The sequence below is a fragment of the Paenibacillus sp. J22FR5 genome (genome assembly GCF_059691975.1).
The window spans coordinates 488,326-504,866 of sequence record NZ_JCAUAN010000001.1 but is presented as its reverse complement, the minus strand read 5'-3'; the positions used below and the strand labels follow the sequence as shown (position 1 = coordinate 504,866).

The following is a 16,541-nucleotide window of genomic DNA, read 5'->3' as shown; positions in this document are numbered from 1 at the left end:
CCTTCATGGGAAGTTAAAACAAAAAGAGGCCAATGACCTCTTAACATTAACTTTCTTTACTAATTCGCTGATTATTGTATCTTTCAATTAGACTTTGCTTTTTACTAGGAGCAGCTCTCTTAGTTGGTTCTCCAGCTGGTAAAGCAACTGACAAAGTACCACCTTTATTCAAAATATGTTTCCTCATTGAGCTGTTTTTGTTCACCATTGTTTCAAACCGCTCTTGAATTAGTTTCTTTCCCTCAATGATTTGATCCGTACCAGGTATTTGTCTTTTATTAATTTTCCCTTTCTCAATTAGTATTTTGCGAATTGCTTTGTAGAGATCACGACTCATTCCTTGCACTTGCTCAGCAGGGGGAGATATAGATGGTACTTCAATGTACGATTGATTAATCGTATCCAAAATATAGATGTGGGATATATCACGTACATCAAACTTAATCTTCACATTTTTCTTCATACGAGTATTAACAAAACGACTTGTCTCTGGTGAAGCATATCTTACATTTTCCTCACGAATTCCGTCTTTATCGTATGATTTCATGTCCACTGGTAGCAACTTAATTAAATAGCTTGTCTCTTGATTAGCTGGAATACTTGGAGGGTAACCCATTATATCAACAGCACAATGAAATCGCACAGCGGGGGTTTCTTCTTCAAGTGGTAAGCCCCTATGGGTATCAAAGTGATACACATCAACAAAATAACGAACCAGTAGTTCTCTTAAGTCACTTAGGGTAAGAATAGCTTCTTTTTTAGCTGCTTGACGCTCCTCTGCCCTACTCCCTTTATTATAAAAACCCAACAATTGATCCAAAAACTCATCATTGATTGTTCTAAAAAATCTTTCAATAATTCCTCCATATCTAGGAGTAGCTACAGGTCTGAATCTCACTTCTGCCTGTAATTCATCTTCAATCATACTTTTTACATATGCATTGTTAAACTCTGGACCGTTATCCATATAAATTACAGTTGGAATTCCATGCATCTCCCAATCATTAATTGTTCCATACATTTCTTTCGATCGTTTGAGACAAATCCCATTGTAAATTGCACACATAACTTTATGGCCAGATGGATTTTGAAAAGAAAGGTCAAATCCCCAAATCATCCTGGTATACACATCAATAGCAAGAGTTAGCCATGGCTCCCCAAGATCACTACCAGTTGTCTCATCAATCAGTTTTATTGGGAGTTTAACATGATCAATCTCAATAACATTAAGTGGGCATTTGGCAAAATAACCTGAAACTCTTTGTGTTATTGGATCATGATATTCTGCTTCCATAATCCCTTTCGTTAACCTATCATAAATTTGTACATTAATCCTTTTAACCATTTTATAGACAGTATCGTAAAGTAGCGGCTCTAAATTCTTAGAAGAACACAGAATCTCCAAATCAGAATGTAGATGAGTGATCTTCCTTCTTTTTTTTGATAGGAATCGCTTGATTCCTTGCTCGATTAGTGGAACATATTCTTCATTTTCAACTCTGCAGTAAATTGTATCTAAGATGATTTCATCCTTTTTCGGATGAAGAATTTGGATAGCTTTTTCATCTTCCCTAGAATGAGAATTATAATAGGCTTTTGAGATGAGGCCTTCAACTCCGAAGTTTTCCCTGTTGTTTTCAGATTCATAGTAATCTTGTAGATACCTCTCCAATTGCCTTGGAGATATTTTCTTTTCTCCACTCTCCTTTGATTTCTTTGACACTCGTTCTAAAAGTTCTTTTTTTGTTAACTTGGCTATGGTTTTATTACCATTCAGATATCCTTTATATATTTCATTAAAGGAATTTAAAGCGTACAAATCCCCTTGTTTAGCCTTATCGTAAAGAAGTATCGGCTTTATTAAATTGAGCCGCAGAATAGTCTTCTTTTTTCTATCTGGAATTAAGGTATCTAACATGAAAGTTACTTTTTTTTCAACTTTAGATTCATTTTTAGCTGATCTCTTCATGACTTCATCTGGGCCTATGAATGTAGAATCCTCTAGTAAGGAAATGTAGCTTATCTCCCTTATTTTTTTATCTCCATCTTCCCTATAATACAAAATATTAGGTGCTTGGATATCTTGAACGAAGAATTTAACACCATTTAAATAGAATTCGTCATCTATTGCTAAAGGATTATGTAACTTCATTTGCAGCTACTCCCTCTCAAATAGTAAATTAATGTCATCGAAAATTGTTCCAAACGAAACTTCACTTGTGTGGTCAATTTTTTTATTTATATTTGTCATCAAAATACCTGTTGCAATTAGATGAAATATCAGCGGCAGCACATGGCGATAGTCCACTTTGGGTTCAAAACTTTTTGCCAAGCGTATCACTTCAACTTTATGAAGGTATTCTACCCTGCGTTTAACTTCTGGAATCAAATTAGTAAAATACTCTCTTGGTCGCAAGTAATTCACTAGCCACAATATATTATCCTTTATGATTTCTGGTATTGTTACCTTTGGATTTACCAAACTATATTCCCAACCCTGTTCTCTAGCATAATTCTCACAAATGGTATATAGAATGGGGTCCTGCTCAACCTTACTGTTTCCACCTTTTATTTGAAATAGGATAGGTCTTGAACCATCTCTGAAAGTTAGAGCATCTGGTACATGTACTTCTTCTTTCAATATGTACTCTTTAGTTAGTCTCTTTTTTGAAACATTGACTGGCTGCTCATAGTAACGAATTGTTAACCGATCGAGCTCAAGTAAGTAATAAAAAAGGCACTCACCCCAAAATGATTCATATTGAACCCCTCGCTTCATTTTGTGACTGTAAATACTCCCTATTAGATGCTCGAATTCTCGGCTGCCTTTATTCGTGACATTTCGTTTCCGCGAGTATAATTTATCCTCATTGCTCCAATCTTTTTTAGTACTCCAGTTGTAGTCCATTTACCATCCTCCTGAAAAGTGACAGAATATGTTCCAGATATGAATACTTTTCAGTATTACCCATTCTTTTGTGGATAAACGCAAAGAATTTACTGCTAAAATAAACTAGATTGACCTGGTTTACTAGAGCATCTAAGTTATGGAAAATTAATGATTAATAAGAAATATATTAAATGAGAAATTGGGGTCATTGATGATACACTCAAAAAACCTCCCCAGTGTGAGCATAGAGAAGCCCAACTGACGAGGATTGAGAATGATGTCGCGCGTCTACTTCTCTTCCCAGTACATTTGCTGAATGGAATTGAAGCGAAGTGAAATGACTCGCTTGTCATTAGTCCGTTATTCTTTACACTGTAAATCACAATGGACGACTAAATGTGGTAAATCTGTACCTCACTTTAATAAGGTTTCCGTAAAGGTTTATACTCAGGCGGTTGGTAAATTACAAGTGCAGAATATAATTCGTGATTATGCGTTTCATCAGCAGCAAATGCGCAGTTAAATTTAATATCAACTAATTTTGCTCCTTCATTTTCTAATGAAACCAAAAAATCATTGATGTCTTTTTCGAGTTCACTTTCTTTAAATTCAGCTAGGATTTTAACCTTTGTTCCCATTACTGCCCACCTCCATGATTAATAACTAATATATACACAATAAAAAAAAGCTTATTCCATTAGGAACAAGCTGGTATGCATAAAAAATATTGTTACAACCTTACTTCTTACAACTTCTCATTCAACCAATTTGCCAAAGCATTTCTAATAATCTGTTTCGCTTCTGACAATTCCATAGGAGATGCTGGCGGTTCATCTTCACTATATCCATGTCTTGAAAGGTCACCGATTACTGGACTATTCGCAGTACGACTAAAGAGCTTCTTTTTACTTTTCGACGCCCAACCCTTATCCGCTATACTTACTCCGAGATCACCTTCAATAACTTCAAGAATGCGATATAAATTCACCCAATTATCCATTCCATTGTTCAATAACCTGATTACTTTATTTACGTTCTCATCTATATGAGAGAGTCTTACCTATTTTTCTTGTAGTGATAATCCCACGTGTTCCTCACTTGGAACTTCTTCACCATCTCTAACAACAACCCCGTTAGCGGTTAAATAACTTCTACCTATTAATTGAGCTGTTCCAAAAATTGTAGCCCCTCGCTTACCACCATCTTCACCAATTCTAACGACGGTATCGATAGCTATACTATTATAAAAGCTGATTGTGAAATTACCGATACCATTTAACTTTTCAATTATTTCATTGGCTTTTCGAAATACATCATGGGCATTAGTTAATTCGGAGAAAGTGTTTGATTTTAAAATAAACTGATTTTCTTCTCCTTCTTCTAATTGGATACAAGCATCTTCTGAATTAAAAACTTCTGCTAGTGAATAAGTTCAAAACTTTTTCCCTTTACTCTTACATACCAGTCCATTTTAGACCTCCAAATTGGTTAACTCGCCCAATTAGTTACGTCATTCTATTCCATAAAAAAACAACCTACTTAAAGAGGGAGATAAATGATGTTCTCAGAATCAAGAATAAGGCCGTAGCACCCATTTAAGGAAGTCAAGAACTTCCTCTTATCCATTCATTCTTTGTTTAGTGTGTACTCGAATTAACCCGCGCTCATTTTTATATGAAGAAATCAAATCTTTTTGGGATAAAGTCTCTACTAATTTTTGCGTTAATTCATTTGCATCAAGTAAAGGCCTTTTTCTTTCTGTAATTTCTGAGTATGGAGAACCGAGTTTCGTTAAATTTATCATTATCTCTTCATTATCCATATCATTAATTTGACTTAACATTAAGCGTAGTTTGGATTCTATAGAGATTTGAGTCTCCATTAAATAAGTAAGGAATTCGGTATTTATTTCTATTCCATTCTCTTGTATAATTTTGGTAATAATCTCTGCCGACTCTAATCCAGTTGGGAGATCACTAACACTTAAGCTTTGGACAATCTTCCACTTTTGGTCTGCATTAAAAAATCTTGAACGTAATAACATAACAACTTCTTCAGGGGTAAGATTATAGTCACTTAGTTGTTCCATAAATTTCCGCGGTTCTTTCTCAATTAGTAGAATCTGCAAATCTTGATTGGAGTTCAATTGTTTTAATTCCGAATAATTTTCCGGTGATATAGCCAAAATTCTGTTGTTTATCAAGGATTGAATTCTTTGAATTGGTAATTCATTTAGCGGATAGTGGATAAATCTATGCAAGCTTTTTGAGATAATGTTAAAAGATTCATAACTAATATTTCTAGAATTAATAATCATCTCGGATATATCTTTTAGTTCTTTGCCTGAAGTACTTTCTAAGTTGGTCAATTTAGTTTTTGATAATTCCTCACAGTTATTAGTCTGATTTAAATAGACTATTGCCGCGTCATCGAGTTTGTACTTTTCAAGGTATCTAATAAGATTTTCCCACGTTGGTAACATTCTATTGTTCATGAGCAAAACTGACCAAAGTTCAGTTTCCTCAATTAAAATTAGATCTGTTATCATCATCTCTTGTTTTTGTACTATTCCTTGCTTTAACTCAAAAGTAATTCCGCTATTATTCAGTAGGATCATTAATGCAGTTTCATCCTCATAGATAATTATCTGTGCCAAATAAACATGTGAAATATATTGATTAATGTTTTCCTCTACATAGTCAATAAGTTCAGTACAATTTGATTTCAAGATACTATCGTAATTATGATGAGCTGTTTCTGTTGGTAGATTTCCAAAGATTCTCAGCATTAACTCAATGTTCTGCCTATTGATTTCATAATGGTTATTTAAATAAATATGTTTTAACACTTTATTATTTGCTGTAGAACTTGAAATAACTTTAAATTTAATTTGCAGAGAAGAAATAATTTCGTTAACTTTTTCATGCTTTGATTCATCTAATAACAAATCTAAAAAGTTATCCTTGTTTACTATGTAATTTAGTAATACATTATCAATGTTCAGTAGTTGTATGTCTCCTATAGAACCATAATATAAAATATCTAACAAATAATCTTCCTTTTTTGCCTCTGGATACATTGACTTAAGATCGACGAACTTCCAAATTCCAGTCCATTCTTTGCATAGTTCTTCTATAAACTTCTCCTTATGTATTGTGCTCTTTCTGAATATGTCAACAAATTGAGTCGAGCTCTCTGTTTCGTCGGACAGCTGTGCCATTATCAACTTAAGAAACAGCGTATACTCACTTGCAGTGTTGATAATAAAGTTTAGAAGATTGATGTTTAGTATCTCTGGTCTCTTAAAATCGTTCGCATATAGTCTCTCAATTACTTGTTGTACCTTATTCAAATTATAGTTGGATGGCAAACTTTCTTGATTTTTCACACTCATAATAAACCGCATATCTTCAATTGATAGGCTACCTGGATAAAAATAAGTTATATATTGATGGTAAGTTTCATCAATATGACCATTTCTTAGTAAAAATACTAGCAATTTTTCGCTAGCGATATCCTCCGTGAAGATATCATCAAATGGACTCTGTTGAATTATGTCAATCATAGACCATAACTTTACTTCTTCTCTCAATTCCTTTAGCTGCTGCAATTCAACTTTTAAAACATTTAATCGATTTTCAATTTTATTCGTTATAGCTTCTTGACGCAAATAAAAGTTTTCTCTTGTATTGAATACAGTTAACATTTCTTCTTTTGAATAATTACTCGTATTCCCGTTTCGAGATACTCTTATATTTCTAGCCGATTCAATATTATTAAACAACGTGGATCCGTGACTAGCGTTGTTGTAATTTGAATTGTCCATATAAACTGTAACATTGTTGTGATAACCGAATATAGCGATTGCATAAGCAGTTGTTAATTCTTCAATTGAATTTAAGCTCTCATGTTCAACCCGAATGATTTTTAACTCGACAACTTCAATATCGTTATTTATGGCATTTATCCGCTTTTGAATAAGTTCATTTTTCTTCTCAAAAATGTTATAAACCATCCCCTCGTTAAACTGTAATTTTGCAAAGTCTGAGGGATAGATATTTTTATAGACAATCATGGCAAGTAAAGTATTAGGAATTAAATTAATACTCCCCAAGTTACTTTTATATAGGACGAATTCATTGAATATATTTTTTAACAATCTCATATCATCAATAAAAATTGTTATATCACTTATAAAACTTTCTGTAATCCCAAGTCCAATGTTCTCGTTCTCTAATTTCTTCTTCAAAACTTCACCGGAATTAGAAGAATTTATTATTGGTACTACTGGTAAAATAAAATCAAAAAACTTAGTTCTATTCCTGCTAGTTTCTAACTTATCTTTCTCACCAAACATGTCATCTTTAATAGCATATATAAAAGTTACTTTTCTCCTTATCTTCTCAGAATTATTAATTAGTGCATTGAGTTCACGCAAGTTTTCGAATATCTCTAAATTTTTAAATCGATCTAAATCTTCAAAATACACTACATTATATTTAGTGGCTTCAAAAAAGTATAAAATCTCATCAATATATTTGGAAAAGACTGATTTTTCAGCCATTACTTCTAAAGTTGTATTCTTAAGAGTAATTTTACTCAACCTCAAATTTTTATATATCATTTTATAACTACGGTACAAAAAAACTAATAAAAAAGTTATTGAGTATGCCACAATAATACTTTTATACAACCCCTGATTAGTAACTTCAACAACAAAAAACGTATTACTTAATAAATTTTTTAAAAATCCTGTTTTAAATAATTCAATCATACAAAATAGGAACAATGAAGAAGTAAACAGCCAATAAAAGAACGATACATCCTTTACATTATTGATTCTTTTGAAACGAGAAAAGGGTATTTTTTCATCCTTTACTTTGTAGAACATTTGTTGCAAAATACTTTTTTCTAAGGTATCAACTGCCTCATTATCAGATCTTTCTGCTTGCGTTGTTAATAAAGAAATATTCAAAAAATCATACCTATTAGAATTTTTCTTTTCAAAGGTTTTTAATAAACTACTTTTACCTGAACCATAAGGACCTGATAATGCAACATTTTTAATTTCTTTATTTTGTAGAGACCAATCTAATGCTTTGGAGTAGTTTCCTTCGGGATCAACATTATCGCTTGGTACCAAGGATTCATATATGTTATTGCTTGTATTGTTTTTGGATGTAACAAATATATGCACCTTTTCTACCATTTTAATTATTAAGATCAGGAAGTTCCCTATATGGAACAGTAATTTCGCTTTCATCGCGCACCTCATTAAATACTTTTTCGACTGCAATAAAACATTCTTACTAAATATCTATAAATTGGTCGTGTGTTTATGAAAGAAATTCAAATTTACCACCAACCTAAACCAGTGTATTCTCAGATAAGCCATATGTGTATTTATTCGCTATATATCGACAAATTCCTTTTATTGGAATCGATTGCTAAAGCAGCATGCTCCCCACTCAGAATGGTGATGGAGCAACTTAAAATGAAAAAGTGACATTCTATATTCAATTTTTATAAACCATTCCCTCTCATTAACTACTGAGATTTTAACAGTCAATAAAGCCATGATAATTCGAATAAAAAATAAAAAAAGCCCATACCATAAAGGTACGAGCCAACGTCATTTATGTTCAAGCTCAACGACATTTCATATTCCAATCACCGACATTTCAAGTTACAACTCACAAAAAAAAACCAGGGCACCCCGCCCTGGCTCTTACCTACGAACATCTGCTGTAGCCGCAGTTGACGCAATTCTTACACCCTTCGCTGTTCACTAGCGAAGCGGAACCGCACGACGGGCACAGGTCCTTAGACGCGACAGTCGTCGCGCTCGGAGCTGCGTGCCCGTGAGAACTAGCCGCGGCTGCCGCCGGCGCTGCCTCAAGCACCTCACTCGTCGCGGTCACGTAGTTCCGCGCGTCGTCTGGCTCGCTCATCACTTCGTCGTGCTGCTCGAGCGCTTTGGCAACCGCGTCCGCGATCGACTCGACGCGGTTGTTGCCGAAACCAATGGCGCCAGAGCCGCCAATGCCTTTCAAGTGCTTCACGAGCAGCTTCACTTTGTCACCGTGATCGCCATACCGCAAGAACAAGGAGCATACGCGGCCGAGTGCTTCGGACATCGCGAACACGTCAGATCCCGCTTTTCCTACGTTAAGGAAAATCTCGCTCGGTGTTCCGTTCATATCATTAATGGTGATATACGCCATACCGAATGGGGTATTCACTTTATAGGTAGCGCCACGCAGAATTTGCGGACGGCGCTTGTATTGTTTATCAAAGACTTGCTCAGTCTTAGCATCCACGTTCACTGCGAGCTTGCCAGACAAGTGAGATAAGCTCTCTGTTTCCGCAACAGCCTCCGCCGCGACAGCTACTGGAGCAACTTCAGGCTGTACCTCTTTTACCTCCGGCTTCTCATCCTTCTTATCTGAACTCGTGCTCAATACTTGTACATCACGACTGCCATCGCGATAGATCGTCACACCTTTACAACCCAGATCATAGGCCAATTCATAGAGTCGTTTGGTTTCTTCAACCGTGAAGTCGGCTGGACAATTAGCTGTCTTCGAAATCGAGCTATCCACCCACGTTTGTATCGCAGCTTGTGCACGAATATGATCTTCAGCGGATAAGCTCATGGAAGTAACGAAGTAATCCGGTAAATCTTGATCTGGATTCGCATCCTTCCAATTCTGCGCAATCGGCACATACTGTTTATCGAAGCCTAGACGGCTCTGACGATAGTATTCGAAGGCGAAGTAAGGCTCGATTCCCGTAGAAGTACCAACCATCGTACCCGTACTTCCCGTTGGCGCTTGGGTAATAACGGTAACGTTACGCATCCCATGCTGACGAATCGCTTCACCAACCTCTGGATAGACGCTGGTCATCTTCTTCATAAAGCCGCTCTCCATAAACTTATCTTCGATGAAGGCTTGGAAGGATCCTTTCTCACCAGCAATCTCAGCTGAAGCCAAGTAAGCTTCTTTCGCCATGAAGCCATAAATCTTGTCCAAGAACACCAACGATTCCGGGCTGCCGTAGCGAATTTTCAAAAGGATCATAAGCTCGGCCAGACCCATTGTTCCTAGTCCTACACGACGTTCATTATGCTGATTCGCACGATTTTCTTCAAAATGATATGGCGTTTTATCAATGACATTATCAAGGAAACGCGTCGAATAGCGCACGACTGTAGCTAATTCTTCCCAATCAACATCATGGTTCTCCGCATCATAGAACTTAGAAAGATTAATCGCAGACAAGTTACAAACGCCCCAAGCCGGAAGCCCCTGCTCCCCACATGGATTCGTACAAATAATCGGGTTAAAGTACCAACTGTTGGACATTTGATTGTAATATTCCAAGAATACAACGCCTGGCTCCGCCGATTTCCAAGCCGACTCAATAATGGAATGCCAAACATCCCGCGCACGAACAGTGCGATAAGGCTTAACAGCCTTGCCTAGCTTTTTCCATGCATCTAAATTGCCGTCCCACAATTCATTGTACTCAGGATCGGTCGTATCAGGGAAAACAAGTTCCCACTCCAAATCTTCCTTCACAGCTTTCATAAAGCCGTTGCTAACGCACACGGACAAGTTCGCGTTCGTAATTTGCCCCATGGTAGACTTCACCGTAATGAAATCCTCCAAATCCGGATGCCAATCATTGATCATGAGCATCAACGCCCCGCGACGACTCCCACCTTGCTCGATCAGTCCCGTTGTGTAGCTAAAAAGTCCGCCCCATGAAACAGCACCGCTTGAAGAACCGTTAACTCCCTTCACAACAGAGCGTCTTGGACGAAGGGAAGACAAGTTGATCCCAACGCCACCGCCGCGTGACATAATCTCAGTCATTTCGGTCAGTGTACTCATTATTCCACCACGACTATCTTTGGGCGAAGGAATAACGTAGCAGTTAAATAGCGTTAATTCATCACTTGCATCCGCGCCAGCTGCAATACGTCCCCCTGGTACAAGCTTCCAATCGTTCAGAATGTATTTGAATTTCTCCGTCCATTCTTGACGCTTTTCCGCTGTCTTCTCTACAGATGCCATAGCACCTGCCAAGCGGTCCCACATTTCTTCCGGTGTTTTCTCCATATTTAAAGTAAGTTTCTCAACGGCAGATTCAACGGTTTCCCCACTGCGCGTTCGAACCTTCACGATATTTCCTTCACGACTAATAATTTCGCCAACCTCTTTGGCTGGGAATTTCGGATCATCTTTTGTCAGGACAAGGACCGTGTCTCCTACCTTTGCATGACTCGTGTCCGCATTCTTCAACGCGTATCGATCCAAAAATATTTTCTCACTTAGTCCCGTAAGCTTCTTGCTCTCATAAACATTCCCCATGCCTTAAGCCTCCCAATAGACTGCATATTCAGCTGCAATTAAGATAGTAGCTACAAGAGTTTGTAGCCAATAATTCTCAATATATGGTATTGCCAACTTATTATACTACACAACATATGGTTGAGCCATTGGCAAAAGAACCAAATTCACTCTATCCGCAGATTTACTAGCTTTGACGCATCTCTCTTCCTTTGATAACCTATAAGTAGGATACCACATCAGAGTATTTTTTAGAACATATGTTCCATAAAATATTTTTATTAGGAGCGCATCGACATGTATTTTTATAAAAATGATTTCGTACATAAAAAAGACATTCAGATTTCACCTGATGATCGCGGCTATTATTTCGGTGACGGCATTTACGAAGTATTTCGCGTTTACAATGGACACATTTATGAGGGCGCGGCCCATATGGAAAGGCTCGAACGTACAGCGAGCGAAGTACGCTTACAATTACCGTACAACAATGATGAAATCATTGACATTCTGGGAAAGCTCATTCAGCAAAATGAACTCATCGAAGGCACGGTTTATTTGCAAATCACCCGTGGAGAGGCGCCTCGCGCGCATCCTTTCCCCGCCAAGGCTGAACCAATTCTCCTAGCGTACTGCTCCGAAGTGAAGCGCCCACTAGCCACGATCCAGAACGGAATCAAAGCGATCACTCAACCCGATATTCGTTGGCTACGATGCGATCTCAAGACCCTAAATTTGCTCCCAAATGTGCTCGCAAAACAAGCTGCTCTTGATCATGGTGTGCAAGAAGTCGTTCTGCATCGCGAAGGCACGGTAACAGAGTGCAGCGCATCGAATGTGATGATGGTCAAAGATAAGATCCTGTATACGCATCCAGCGAATCATCTGATTCTGCATGGCATTACACGTGCTGTCGTGTTACGTTTGGCACAAGCACTCGAAATCACCGTCAAAGAAGAAGCTTTCAGCACGGAGCAGCTCTTGCAAGCGGACGAAGCCTTTATCACAGGTACGACAGTGGAAATCACACCAATTCTACAAATCGACGGACAAGCAATCGGAACAGGTATACCTGGGACGATCACCCAGCAGCTCCAAGCTGAATTCGAAAGGACCTTTCTCAACTAGAGGGATCACACTACCAAACTTTCAATTTCAAATGGGCAGCCACAGTCATCTAACATGGCTTCTAGGATGCCCTCTTTCTAGCCCACAGCTATTGCCGACACATGTTTACAAAAAACACACAAATGTGGATAAAACAATTGACGGAAACCCAAGAGCCAATTAAACTATGGTTAATTATATAAGACCTTGGATATTCCGCACCCACACACTTTGCCAAGCAAAAGCGTTAACGTGGTGGGCGGGCAATGCGTCCAAGCAACAACTAGGATTCACGAGAGGGGTATTAAATTTGAAAAAGAAAGCACTCGTATCATTCGTATTATCAGCAGCACTTATGGTCGTAGCAGGTTGTGGTCAGAAGGCTGATCCAACTCCTGCGGCAGGCGGTACAGCTTCAGCAACTCCGGCAGCTACGGCAGCCGCAGCAAAGACTTACAAGATCGCCATTTCGCAAATTGTAGAACATCCGTCTTTGGATGCCACACGTCAAGGCTTTTTGGCAGCGCTAAAAGATGCTGGTATCGTTGAAGGTACGAACTTAAAGATTGATTACAACAACGCACAAGGCGATCAGCCCAACAACTTATCCATCGCCCAAAAAATAGCTTCCGCTGACAACGATCTCGTGCTTGGAATTGCAACCCCATCCGCACAAGCCATCGTACAGCAAGTGAAGAAGGCTCCGATTCTTTTCGCAGCTGTTACTGACCCGCTTGCAGCCAAAATCGTGAGTAATTTGGACAAGCCAGGTGGTAACGTATCCGGAGCTTCGGACACGAATCCAATGGCCGTTGCCCAATTAATGGATTTCGTTGCTGCAAACATGCCAAAGGTAAAGACAGTTGGCCTTGTCATCAATGAAGGCGAACCAAATGCTGTTATTATGGCCAAAAATGCCGAAGAATCTTTATCCAAACATGGCATTAAGCTCGTTAAAGCACCTATAACGAATACGTCTGAAGTGAAACAAGCTGCCCAATCCCTTGTTGGCCGAGCAGATGCTTTCTTGATTACGCTTGATAACACAGTTGTTAGCGGTGTGGATGGGATCATTCAAGTCGCAAACGAAAAGAAAATCCCTTTCTTCTCCAGTGATCGCGATACCGTGGAAAAAGGAGCTTTCGCAACGGTTGGCTTCAAATACTATGATCACGGCTACCAAGTCGGCCAAATGGCTGTCGATATTCTCAAGAATGGTAAAAAACCAGCGGATATGAAAGTAACCGTGCCTGACAAAATGGATCTAATCCTCAACCTGAAAGCTGCCAATGCACAAGGCATCGAAGTAACGGATGCGATGAAAGCTGCTGTAAAGGATAAAGAGAAAAACATCATTCAGTAACAATGAAAGACACAAAAAGGGGTGAACGTCACTTTCGTTCGCCTCTTTTTTTCAAAGTAAGGAGGAAAATAATGATGATGGATTCAATCAGTGGTGCCATCGAGCTAGGTCTTCTCTATGCGTTGATGGCGCTAGGTGTTTATATTACGTTTCGTATTCTCGATTTCCCCGATTTAACGGTCGATGGAAGCTTTACAACAGGCGGTGCCATTGCAGCGATTCTGATTGCTCATGGCTACTCGCCATGGCTAGCTTGTTTAGCCGCTTTTGCAGGTGGGCTTGTGGCTGGAGCTTGTACGGGACTGCTTCATACGAAGGGAAAAATTAATGGGCTTCTGTCAGGGATACTCATGATGATTGCCCTGTATTCGATTAATATGCGCATCATGGGCAAACCGAACATTTCGCTTCTCGGAGCAGATACTTTGTTCACCTCGATGTCGCCAATTGTGGTCGTGCTCATTATTGTGATTGTATTCAAATTACTGCTCGATGCGTTCCTTCATACCGATCTTGGGCTTTCCCTGCGAGCGACAGGGGACAATGCACGAATGATTCGCAGTTTTGGTGCAAATACAGACAAAACAACCATACTAGGCTTGAGCTTATCGAATGGGTTAGTGGCGCTATCTGGCGCACTCATCGCGCAGCAATCGGGCTTCACAGACATCTCGATGGGCATCGGGATGATCGTCGTTGGACTAGCTTCCGTTATTATTGGGGAAGCCATTTTTGGTGCTCGGTCGGTTTTCCAAGCAACCTTGGCTGCTGTACTCGGTTCGATCGTATACCGGATTGTTGTCGCATTGGCGCTCAGAGTCGAGTGGCTCAAAGCATCCGACTTGAAGTTAATTACCGCGATCATCGTGATTATCGCGCTCGTTCTACCTTCGGTGCAGCGAGCGATTAAGCAAAAAGCGACCGCGAAGCGACGTTCGGCTGAGCTCATCGCTCGCGCGATGCAAATGAACAATGGAGGTGAGCGATAATGCTGCAGCTCTCGCATGTTTCCAAGCTTTTTAACCCCGCTTCTGCGGATGAGAAAATCGCACTTATCGGCATTAACTTAAACCTGAAGCCCGGCGACTTCGTCACGGTCATTGGCAGTAACGGCGCCGGTAAATCGACGCTGATGAACATCATTTCTGGCGTTATGACGCCGGATGCGGGCGAAGTGCGTATCGGCGGCGAAGTTATCCACCACCTGCCGGAATACGAGCGCAGCCGCTGGATCGGCCGCGTCTTTCAAGACCCCATGGCGGGGACCGCTCCTCGAATGACCATCGAGGAGAATCTCGCCATGGCTTATGCCCGCGGCAAGAAGCGCGGGCTGAGCTTTGGCGTCACCGCGCGTAAGCGCGCGCTGTTCCTAGAACAGCTGCAGCGCCTGGGCATCGGCCTGGAGGGACGTCTTCGCGCGAAAGTTGGTATGCTCTCCGGTGGAGAGCGTCAAGCCCTCAGCTTGCTAATGGCAACGTTCACCAAGCCGCAGATTCTGCTGCTTGATGAGCATACCGCCGCCTTGGATCCCGCGCGTGCTGAACTCATCACACGATTGACCGAGGAAATCGTACGTGAAATGAAGCTGACCACGCTCATGGTCACGCACAATATGGAACAAGCGATTCGTCTAGGCAATCGCCTGATCATGATGGATAAAGGCCGCATCATTCTGGATGTGAGTGAGGAACGGAAGAAAGACCTCACAGTGGAACAGTTGCTCGGTGAGTTTGAGCACATCAGCGGCAACAAGCTATCGGATGACCGTGTGGTGCTTGGTTAAACAACATCCGGTACAATCTTTTAAACAAACACAAAGGGCAGCCCCAAGCCATCTTTCACGGCTTCCTGGACTGCCCTCTTTCTTTATAATACGTGGTCAATGTTACTATATTAATTTTTTTGATTAACGACGCAAATTCCACTCATCCGTTCCATATTTCTCATGGACAAGACGCTCCGTAAGTTCAATCTCATAGTCCGTCAACGATGCCTCCACGAGTTCAACGCCAAGCCCTCTTGCGATTTCGCGTCGAAACGCTTCCTCAACCTCAACCAGCGTTACTTCCTTTTTCCCTTGTGCGCGCAGCAATTCATTAATCGCCACAGCTTTCTTCAAGAAGCTCTGTTTCATCCGATCCGCTACCTTCTCATTGGAAAAGCGCAGCATCCGAAATAACTGATCCGTATCCATATCGAGCAGGATGGAGCCGTGCTGCAGCACGACGTTTTTCTGCCGAACCTGTGCGCTGCCTGCCACTTTGCGCCCTTCCACCACCAGCTCGTACCACGAAGGCGAATCGAAGCAAGCCGCAGAACCAGCGGATGCATATTTCTCCTTCTCTTCGTCACTAGCTAGCTGCACCATTTCCGCTTCAAGACCAAGTGCACGAAAACCTTGCAATAGCCCCTCACTCAGCACGCGATAAGCTTCCGTCACATTACGCGGAATGCCTGGATAATCTTCTGCCACAATGATGCTGTACGTCAGTTCTTTATCATGAAGAACGGCTCTTCCGCCCGTTGGACGTCTAACAAAGCCGATCCCCTCGTTCGCGACAGCTTCCTGATCCACTTCTGCTGCCTTTTGAAAATAACCAATCGATAAGGTGGCTGGATTCCATCCATAGAAACGCACCGTCGGAGGAACTTTGCCTTCACTATGAGCGGTTAGAATCGCTTCATCCAAAGCCATATTTTCAGCAGGAGAACGATCTCCTGTATGTATAAATCGCCATGCTGTCATCTCAATTCGTCATCCTTTCCTAAACCGCGATACCTTTTCCCCAAAATCAACTTCTATCATATCATACTCCGCCCACTC

Annotated in this window: 11 protein-coding genes; 4 read left to right on the top strand and 7 right to left on the bottom strand. The window is 40.3% G+C overall.

Annotated features, from left to right (window positions below):
* Positions 1 to 46: 46 nt before the first annotated feature.
* The 6 genes from AC58P7_RS02460 to AC58P7_RS02435 all read right to left on the bottom strand — a co-directional run bounded on the left by AC58P7_RS02460 (position 47) and on the right by AC58P7_RS02435 (position 11,268).
* A complete protein-coding gene (locus AC58P7_RS02460; protein WP_497339818.1) occupies positions 47 to 2,152 on the bottom strand; it encodes a transposase family protein in 2,106 nt (701 codons plus the stop codon).
* Positions 2,153 to 2,158: 6 nt separating this feature from the next.
* The gene (locus AC58P7_RS02455) at positions 2,159 to 2,908 is read right to left on the bottom strand and encodes a hypothetical protein (RefSeq protein WP_497339817.1); all 750 of its coding nucleotides are present in this window, start codon (positions 2,906 to 2,908) and stop codon (positions 2,159 to 2,161) included.
* Positions 2,909 to 3,309: 401 nt separating this feature from the next.
* Positions 3,310 to 3,528, bottom strand: coding sequence for a sporulation protein Cse60 (locus AC58P7_RS02450; RefSeq protein ID WP_497339816.1), 219 nt, complete (start codon positions 3,526 to 3,528; stop codon positions 3,310 to 3,312).
* 107 nt (positions 3,529 to 3,635) lie between these two features.
* Entirely contained in the window at positions 3,636 to 3,890 is a 255-nt protein-coding gene (locus AC58P7_RS02445) for a hypothetical protein (RefSeq protein WP_497339815.1), read from the bottom strand.
* Positions 3,891 to 4,508: 618 nt separating this feature from the next.
* Positions 4,509 to 8,153, bottom strand: coding sequence for a YobI family P-loop NTPase (locus AC58P7_RS02440; protein WP_497339814.1), 3,645 nt, complete (start codon positions 8,151 to 8,153; stop codon positions 4,509 to 4,511).
* A gap of 469 nt (positions 8,154 to 8,622) precedes the next feature.
* A complete protein-coding gene (locus AC58P7_RS02435; RefSeq protein ID WP_497339813.1) occupies positions 8,623 to 11,268 on the bottom strand; it encodes an adenosylcobalamin-dependent ribonucleoside-diphosphate reductase in 2,646 nt (881 codons plus the stop codon).
* Positions 11,269 to 11,544: 276 nt separating this feature from the next.
* Between AC58P7_RS02435 and dat the strand changes: the two genes are divergently transcribed.
* The 4 genes from dat to AC58P7_RS02415 all read left to right on the top strand — a co-directional run bounded on the left by dat (position 11,545) and on the right by AC58P7_RS02415 (position 15,500).
* The gene (dat, locus tag AC58P7_RS02430; RefSeq protein WP_497339812.1) at positions 11,545 to 12,375 is read left to right on the top strand and encodes a D-amino-acid transaminase; all 831 of its coding nucleotides are present in this window, start codon (positions 11,545 to 11,547) and stop codon (positions 12,373 to 12,375) included.
* 289 nt (positions 12,376 to 12,664) lie between these two features.
* A complete protein-coding gene (locus AC58P7_RS02425; RefSeq protein WP_497339811.1) occupies positions 12,665 to 13,717 on the top strand; it encodes an ABC transporter substrate-binding protein in 1,053 nt (350 codons plus the stop codon).
* Positions 13,718 to 13,791: 74 nt separating this feature from the next.
* Positions 13,792 to 14,706 carry an ABC transporter permease gene (locus AC58P7_RS02420; protein ID WP_497339949.1) on the top strand — a complete coding sequence of 305 codons (915 nt, stop codon included), beginning with the start codon at positions 13,792 to 13,794 and terminating at the stop codon, positions 14,704 to 14,706.
* A complete protein-coding gene (locus AC58P7_RS02415) occupies positions 14,706 to 15,500 on the top strand; it encodes an ABC transporter ATP-binding protein (RefSeq protein WP_497339810.1) in 795 nt (264 codons plus the stop codon). Before AC58P7_RS02420 ends, AC58P7_RS02415 begins: the two co-directional genes overlap by 1 nt.
* Before the next feature lie 123 nt (positions 15,501 to 15,623).
* Here the strand turns inward: AC58P7_RS02415 and AC58P7_RS02410 are convergent, their stop codons facing one another.
* Positions 15,624 to 16,463: a lipoate--protein ligase family protein gene (locus AC58P7_RS02410; protein ID WP_497339809.1), complete on the bottom strand. Its 840-nt coding sequence runs from the start codon at positions 16,461 to 16,463 to the stop codon at positions 15,624 to 15,626.
* Positions 16,464 to 16,541 lie beyond the last annotated feature (78 nt).

Coding starts and splice junctions, on each gene's coding strand:
- AC58P7_RS02460 (WP_497339818.1), bottom strand. CDS start 2,152: ATGAAGTTACATAATCCTTTAGCAATAGATGACGAATTCTATTTAAAT.
- AC58P7_RS02455 (WP_497339817.1), bottom strand. CDS start 2,908: ATGGACTACAACTGGAGTACTAAAAAAGATTGGAGCAATGAGGATAAA.
- AC58P7_RS02450 (WP_497339816.1), bottom strand. CDS start 3,528: ATGGGAACAAAGGTTAAAATCCTAGCTGAATTTAAAGAAAGTGAACTC.
- AC58P7_RS02445 (WP_497339815.1), bottom strand. CDS start 3,890: ATGGATAATTGGGTGAATTTATATCGCATTCTTGAAGTTATTGAAGGT.
- AC58P7_RS02440 (WP_497339814.1), bottom strand. CDS start 8,153: ATGAAAGCGAAATTACTGTTCCATATAGGGAACTTCCTGATCTTAATA.
- AC58P7_RS02435 (WP_497339813.1), bottom strand. CDS start 11,268: ATGGGGAATGTTTATGAGAGCAAGAAGCTTACGGGACTAAGTGAGAAA.
- dat (WP_497339812.1), top strand. CDS start 11,545: ATGTATTTTTATAAAAATGATTTCGTACATAAAAAAGACATTCAGATT.
- AC58P7_RS02420 (WP_497339949.1), top strand. CDS start 13,792: ATGATGGATTCAATCAGTGGTGCCATCGAGCTAGGTCTTCTCTATGCG.
- AC58P7_RS02415 (WP_497339810.1), top strand. CDS start 14,706: ATGCTGCAGCTCTCGCATGTTTCCAAGCTTTTTAACCCCGCTTCTGCG.
- AC58P7_RS02410 (WP_497339809.1), bottom strand. CDS start 16,463: ATGACAGCATGGCGATTTATACATACAGGAGATCGTTCTCCTGCTGAA.